The organism is Aeromonas sp. HMWF014 (assembly GCF_963878295.1).
GTDB lineage: Bacteria > Pseudomonadota > Gammaproteobacteria > Enterobacterales > Aeromonadaceae > Aeromonas > Aeromonas popoffii.
This window is the reverse complement of sequence record NZ_CAWNYS010000548.1, coordinates 1-7,129: the sequence shown is the minus strand read 5'-3', so window position 1 is coordinate 7,129 and position 7,129 is coordinate 1. Positions and strand designations below refer to the sequence as shown.

The window sequence follows — 7,129 nt, the reverse complement described above, 5'->3', positions numbered from 1 at the left end:
GCCCGCCCCCAGCTCGGCCCCGATGCCACCGGGGTGGGCTGGGTCTATCAATACGCATTGGTGGACAGGACCGGCAAGCATGACTTGAGCGAGCTCACCTCGCTGCAAAACTGGTTCCTCAAGTACGAGCTGCAAACCGTCAATGGCGTCTCCGAGGTCGCCACCGTCGGCGGCATGGTGCGCCAGTATCAGGTGCGGGTCGACCCGGACAAGCTGCGTGCCTACGGCATCCCGATATCCCTTATCGAGACGGCCATCAAGCAGGGCAATCAGGAGACAGGCGCCTCCGTCATCGAGATGGCGGAAGCGGAGTACATGGTGCGCTCGAATGGCTATTTGAAGAGCGTGGAAGACCTCAAGCAGATCCCGCTCGGCACCACTGTGCGCGGCGCCACGCTGCTGCTGGGTGACGTGGCGGATGTGGTCACCGGCCCCCAGATGCGGCGCGGCATAGCCGAACTCAACGGCGAGGGGGAAGTGGTGGGTGGCATCATTGTGATGCGCTATGGCGAGAATGCCCAGCACACCATCGACGGGGTCAAGGCGCGGCTGGCGGAGCTGAAAAGCAGCCTGCCTGAGGGGGTCGAAGTCGTCACCGTCTACGACAGATCCGATCTTATCCAGCGTGCCATCGACAACCTCTCCGGCAAGCTGCTGGAGGAGTTCGCCGTGGTGGTGCTGGTCTGTCTGGCCTTCCTGTTCCACCTGCGCTCGTCACTGGTGGTAGTCATCACCTTGCCCATCGCCATTCTGGTGGCCTTTATCGTCATGCACCTGCAGGGGATCAACGCCAACATCATGTCGCTCGGCGGCATTGCCATCGCCATCGGCGCCATGGTCGATGGCGCCATCGTGATGATCGAGAACGTCCACAAACACATGGAGCGGGAGGCACTCACCGACAAGAACCGCTGGCGCATCATCACAGAGGCGAGCATAGAGGTGGGGCCTGCCATCTTCTTCTCCCTGCTCATCATCACCATGAGCTTTTTGCCAGTGTTTGCGCTGGAGGCGCAGGAGGGGCGGATGTTTCATCCACTCGCCTACACCAAGACCTACGCCATGGCGGCGGCGGCCGGGCTATCCATCACGCTGGTGCCGGTACTCATGGGCTACTTTATCCGCGGCAAGGTGCTGGCCGAACAAGCCAACCCCCTCAACCGGATGCTGACCCGCAGCTATATTCCGCTGCTCAAGGCCGTGCTGGCACGCCCGAAAACCACGCTCATGCTGGCGGCGGTGGTGACGGTCGCGGGCTTCTGGCCGCTCAAGCATCTGGGCTCAGAGTTTATTCCGCCGCTCGATGAGGGGGACATCATGTACATGCCCACCACCGCGGCCAATATCTCGGTGGGCAAGGCGCGGGAGATCTTGCAGCAGACCGACAAGCTCATTCGCACCGTGCCCGAGGTGCAGAACGTGTTCGGCAAGGCGGGGCGCGCCGAGACCGCCACCGATCCCGCCGATCTGGTGATGATGGAGACCAGCATCCAGCTCAAACCCCGCGCTCAGTGGCGCCCCGGCATGACGCCAGAGAAGCTCAAAGAGGAGCTCGACGCTCTCATTCGCTTCCCCGGCCTCACCAACGCCTGGCTGCCCCCCATCAAGACCCGCATCGACATGCTGGCAACCGGCATCAAGACCCCGGTCGGTATCAAGATAGCGGGGCCGGATCTAAAGGTGATCCAGCAGCTCGGCCAGCAGCTCGAGCTGATCGTCGGCAAGGTGGAGAGCGCTTCATCGGTCTACGCCGAGCGGGTAGCCGGTGGCCGCTACATCAAGGTGGATATCGACCGGCTCAAAGCGGCTCGCTACGGCCTCAACATCGCCGATGTGCAGGCGGTGCTCGCCACCGCAGTGGGCGGCATGGAGGTGGGCCAGACCATCGAGGGGCGCGAGCGCTACCCCATCAACCTGCGCTATCCCCAGAGCTATCGCGATTCGGTGGCCAGTCTGGAGCTGCTGCCGGTGGTGACTCCGAGCGGCGCGCGCATCGCGCTGGCGGACGTGGCCCGGGTCTACATCAGCGACGAAGCCCCCATGCTGCGCAGTGAAAATGCGCGGCTCAACGGCTGGGTCTACGTCGATATTCGCGGCCGCGACATCGGCTCTTTCGTCGCGCAGGCCAAGGCTGAGGTGGACAAGCAGCTGGTGCTGCCGGCGGGTTATGCCCTCACCTGGTCGGGTCAGTACGAATACATGGAGCGAGCCAAGGCGCGCCTCGCCTACGTGGTGCCGCTCACGGTCGCCATTATCGTGCTGCTGCTCTATCTGGCGTTTCGCCGCGTTCAAGAGGTGCTGCTCATTCTCACCACGCTGCCACTCGCCGTGGTGGGCGGGATCTGGACCCTCTGGCTGCTCGACTTCAACCTCTCGGTGGCGGTCGGGGTGGGCTTTATCGCTCTGGCTGGCGTCGCGGTGGAGACAGGCGTCTTGATGCTGGTCTACCTCAACCACGCCTGGGATGAGCTGGTGGCCAGCGGCAAACCAGACAAGGCGGGTCTGCACCGGGCGGTGATCCAGGGCGCCGCCCTGCGCCTGCGCCCCAAGATGATGACGGTGGTGACCATCATCGCGGGCCTGTTGCCCATCATGTGGAGCCAGGGCACCGGCTCAGAGGTAATGCAGCGCATCGCCGCGCCGATGATAGGCGGCATGGTGAGCGCGCTGGTGCTGACCCTGCTGGTGCTGCCTGCCGCCTACTACCTGTGGCGCAGTCGCAGCCTTGGCAAGAGCGCGAACCCGCAAGCCGAATAACCCGATTTCACACCCTTTTTTAATCAACGAAGAGTTTGAATAAACAACTGAAGGAAAACATCATGAACTACAAGACGCTGACCCTGACATTGCTGCTTGGCCTTGCCTCTCTCCAGGCCCAGGCCAAGATGACCATGAACCACGAGGGGCACGATATGTCCCAGATGGAGGGGATGGATATGCAGGCGATGGAAGAGCGGGTGATGACCAAAGGGGTCATCACCCGCCTCGATGAAGCCAGCGGCAAGGTGGGGATCAAACACGAGGCGATAGAGAACCTCAAGATGCCCCCCATGACCATGGTGTTCCTGCTGGCGGATCCCGCTCTGACCAAGGGGCTCAAGGTGGGGGATGCGGTGAGCTTTCGCGTCGAGAACCGGGCCGGCAAGCTGACGGTCACCCAGTTGCAGAAACGGTAACACCAGCAACAGCCAAACGGCAGGATCTCTGCGCCGTGTTACTGTCCTCTTTCAGGCACCCGGATCCTGCTTATCCCTCACCCCAGGCGGATTTACCCGTTCGGGTAAGCCTTGGCTATGTTGGCCTGCGCCACCCCCATCAGCTGGGCCGTGATGTCCTGCAAGACATAGAGATCCCGCCGCCGGGTCCAGGGTTGAGCGGATTGCTCGTCATACCAGACGGGCAGTTCGATCCCCTCCGGAGCATGGCTCGCCACCTTGCGGGCCCGGCAGGTCATGATGCAACGTTTGACGTGATCGCGATGACCGATAACAGCCGCCGTGCCGAGGGTGGCGGGATCACCACCGGCATAATCCCTGACGATGGCCTCGACCACACCGTCAGTGCTCAGATAGACCAGCTTGCCGTCGGCATCCCAGTAAGGCTCAATGGAGATGACGTCCCTGGCCGGAATATCCGGATAGCGGGCCGAGTCGAGGTAACGGGCTATCTCCCACTGCACATACATAGGCATGGCTTTTTGTCGGTAGAGGGCTGCGCAACAGGCGGCCAGGGCCTCGTTCATGGGGCCGGGCTTGGCCAGCTCATCCGGGTTACCGGAGTCGTTGGGGCGATTGCCAAAAGCAAAGGCGATCAGGGTGCTGGTGTCTGCTATCGCAATCGAGGGCGGCGTCATGTTGAAATTGGCCTCCTCGATGAAGGGACACAGCTGGCGGGCCGTGTTCTCATCCTTCAGCTCGGCCGTCAACCTGTCGGTCAGGGTGGCACTAAAGTCAGCCGTGATCCCTTCGCTGTCGTTGCTGCTGTTGCACCCGGCGAGGGTGGTGGCCAGGGGGGCACTCAATAGCCCCAGGGTAACTCTGCGTCTGCACTTGTCCATAACGGCTCCTTTTGATGGTATTCACGGCTAAACATCAGCCCGTTGAAATCCATACCGTACTGAAAAAATGCGTCAAAAATAAGTCAAAACGAGATGTAGGTGGGCATAACCTACGCTGCTTCACGTTTTACGCACAAATCACAAGTAATTCCTTATAATTCAATTAGTTGAAATAATATAAAAACACGCAACATGACACAAGCAGACCGCCAGTCATGGGCAGCCGCGACTGTGCGCGATGAAGGCATCCATCTGCTCACGACCGCAAGCCGGGTTCATGAAGACCGCTGTGTCCCCTGCGATATAGGTGTACTTGCCGCACGCGTCGTCGTCAGAGTGGGTGATGGCCTCCACCCGGTTGGTGGAAAGCCCCACCTTGCCGCGCCAGGTAAAGAAGGCTGCGGTGATAGCCGGTGTTGCGTGGCAGCCGCGCCTTGTAGGCCGTGTCCGGGCTACACACCAGCGCGAAGGCGACAGCGGAAGTAGTGGGCATTGTGCCAGCAGTGGGCTGCACGATGCGATCCCCCCCGGGTAGTTGAGCGCAGCACAGGCATCGAACAGGCCGCTCACCCCCCGTGAACACTCGCAGGTGGAGTGCAAGTGGGTCTGACCCTGAATCTCCCGCTCGAAGTCGGAGACGGTTTCCGGGTCATTCTCCATCACCTTGCGCAAATCCTGCTCTTTTATCATGATGAGCCGTGGCGTCGGCCGGCAACAAGGCGCCGTTGAGCGCCTCTTTTGATGTGCTGCCCGGACAGGAAAAAACCTCAGCGCAACGCGGCCAGCAACCAGCGGGATAGCTCGTCCAGCTCGGCTTGTTGGGCCGGGAAATCGGCCTGCAATTGCGACAGCAGCGCCACTATGGCCTCGCGGCGATAGGCAAGGCCAACCAGCCGTTCGGCCAGCGCATCCAGCGGCGCCGGATCCAGACTGTCGCTGAAGATCTGCGCCCGGCCTATGACCCCCTTGTCCACATCGAAATGGAGCTCAGCCCCGCCCCAGTCGAAACGCTCGTCCAGCTGATGACTGAACGCAGGCGCATGACCAAAATTCCACTCCCAGCTGCGCTGGCGGGCGAAGGTCTCGGCAAATCCGGGCAGGTCCGGCATCCACTCGGGGGAGATGTGTTCAGGCAGAACGTGCTCGCCGTAATGGGTAAAAAAGGCCTCACAGAGGGCATGACTCAGCTGGTTGTGATCGATACCGGGTAACAACTCGCACAAGTTGGCCACCCGGCTGCGCACCGAGCTGATACCCTTGGCCGCCAACTTCTTGGGATCTGGATTGAGGTAATTGGCGAGCCGACCCAGATCGGCATCGAGCAGCAGGGTGCCATGATGAAAACCGCGATCTTGCGTCTCCCGATAGGCCGAGCCCGACACCTTGCGATCCCCGTCCGGGGTCGCCACCAGCAGATCGTTGCGCCCGGAGGCAAAGGCACTCACCCCGAGCCGCTTGAGTGCATCCAGCACGATGGCGGTGGAGATACTCTTGTCATAGCCAGGCTTGCCCGCCATGAAGGTGAAGCAGCTGTTGCCAAGGTCGTGAAACACGGCACCGCCCCCGCTGCTGCGCCGCGCCAGGGTCACGCCGTCCTCCTCCATCCGGCGGGTATTGCACTCCTTCCAAGGATTTTGGGCGCGGCCAATCACCACCGTATTGGCGTTGCGCCACAGGAAGAGCACCCGCTGGTTCGGGTCCATCTGGCGAAAGATGCACTCCTCCACCGCCAGGTTGAACAAGGGATCGTGAGAGTCAGACAACAAAAGACGCAATCGGGACATGATAGAGCCTCAGCGAGTAGGTAAAGCCCCTATCATACCACCGCAGGCGACCGGGTTTGGGTCCTTGCCAACTTGCGTCCATCGTTACCGAGTAACAACCGAATGGGATCAATCCGGATACATTCCCACAGCATCAGAAAAGTTTCTTTTGATACGGCGACACAGCTTGACGCATTGCGCCGAAAAAAAAGCAGTCACTCACTATTACTGAGGTAAATAGCAGATAAATACGACTAAAATGCGACCATTTTAATAGGCCATATGGCTCCTTAGTTATTCGCATAATTGACAAAAATACCGAGCATGAAAGCTAAACGTGATAAACGACACAGACATCACTTTTTTTGTCATGGATCCCTGATTCCAGCGCCCTTTCGCCCCCTTGCGGGCAACAAGGAATTATTTGACTCTAGGATCGACCCCGTCTCCCGAGAAGAATGTATATGACAGGCGTAAATTCCTCCCTTCATCGTTTGCTCTGGTATCTGCCAATGCTGGGTTCGGCGATCTTCTACAGCGTCACCTCTCTGCCCCTGAGGGCGGCAGAGCAGGTCGTTGTGCAACTGCCATGGCAACATCAGTTCCAGTTCGCCGGTTATTACGCCGCCCAGTTCAAGGGCTTTTATCGTGATGCTGGTCTGAATGTCGCACTACGCGCCGCCACGCCGCAGACCAATGTGGTCAACGAGGTGATGTCGGGCCATGCCCAGTTCGGGATCAGCGGCAGCGACTTGCTGCTCGCCCGTGCCGCAGGTCGTCCGGTCGTGGTACTGGCGGCCATGCTGCAGCACTCGCCGCTGGTCCTGATCTCCCTGGAACGGCCCGACATATTGCAACCCTCGGCGCTCGCGGGAAAACGCCTGATGCTGGAGCCTGGCTCCAAGGAGCTGCTGGTCTATCTCAGCCGCCATGCCCAGCCACACAGCTGGACCAAACTGCCCTATGAACAGGGGCTGCAGGCCTTGCTGACCGGAAAGGTGGATGCCATCAGCGCCTACAGCACCACAGAGCCCTTTCAGCTAGCCCAGATGGGGCTCTCCTACCGGGTGTTCTCCCCCCGCGATATCGACGTTGACTTCTACGGCGACAATCTGTTTACCTCGGAGCATGAGCTGACGAGCAGGCCGGAGCGGGTCTATGCGTTCCAGCAGGCCAGCCTCAAGGGATGGCGTTACGCCATGGAAAACCCGGAGGAGATGATCAACTGGATCATGGAGAACTATCCCAGCGGTTATGGCCGTGAGCAGCTGGAGTTCGAAGCCCGTGAAACCAGGGAGCTGATGCAGCC

Annotated in this window: 5 protein-coding genes and 1 pseudogene; 3 read left to right on the top strand and 3 right to left on the bottom strand. The window is 60.4% G+C overall.

Annotation, left to right across the window (positions count from 1 at the left end; genetic code table 11):
• Positions 1-2,757: efflux RND transporter permease subunit (locus AAC083_RS21305; protein WP_108535555.1), on the top strand; the 2,757-nt coding region annotated here is incomplete at its 5' end.
• 62 nt (positions 2,758-2,819) lie between these two features.
• On the top strand, positions 2,820-3,176 hold the full coding sequence (locus tag AAC083_RS21300; RefSeq protein WP_108535554.1) for a copper-binding protein: 357 nt from the start codon (positions 2,820-2,822) through the stop codon (positions 3,174-3,176).
• Between the two features lie 92 nt (positions 3,177-3,268).
• On the opposite strand, the gene AAC083_RS21295 is transcribed toward AAC083_RS21300, so the two are convergent.
• The 3 genes and pseudogenes from AAC083_RS21295 to AAC083_RS21285 all read right to left on the bottom strand — a co-directional run bounded on the left by AAC083_RS21295 (position 3,269) and on the right by AAC083_RS21285 (position 5,841).
• On the bottom strand, positions 3,269-4,057 hold the full coding sequence (locus AAC083_RS21295) for a hypothetical protein (RefSeq protein WP_108535553.1): 789 nt from the start codon (positions 4,055-4,057) through the stop codon (positions 3,269-3,271).
• Positions 4,058-4,270: 213 nt separating this feature from the next.
• Positions 4,271-4,762, bottom strand: a pseudogene (locus AAC083_RS21290) (aspartate aminotransferase family protein); the annotation flags it as partial.
• Between the two features lie 62 nt (positions 4,763-4,824).
• Positions 4,825-5,841, bottom strand: coding sequence for a lipoate--protein ligase A (locus AAC083_RS21285; protein WP_108535552.1), 1,017 nt, complete (start codon positions 5,839-5,841; stop codon positions 4,825-4,827).
• Positions 5,842-6,284: 443 nt separating this feature from the next.
• Here AAC083_RS21285 and AAC083_RS21280 point away from each other — a divergent pair.
• Positions 6,285-7,129: ABC transporter substrate-binding protein (locus AAC083_RS21280; RefSeq protein WP_146181544.1), on the top strand; the 845-nt coding region annotated here is incomplete at its 3' end.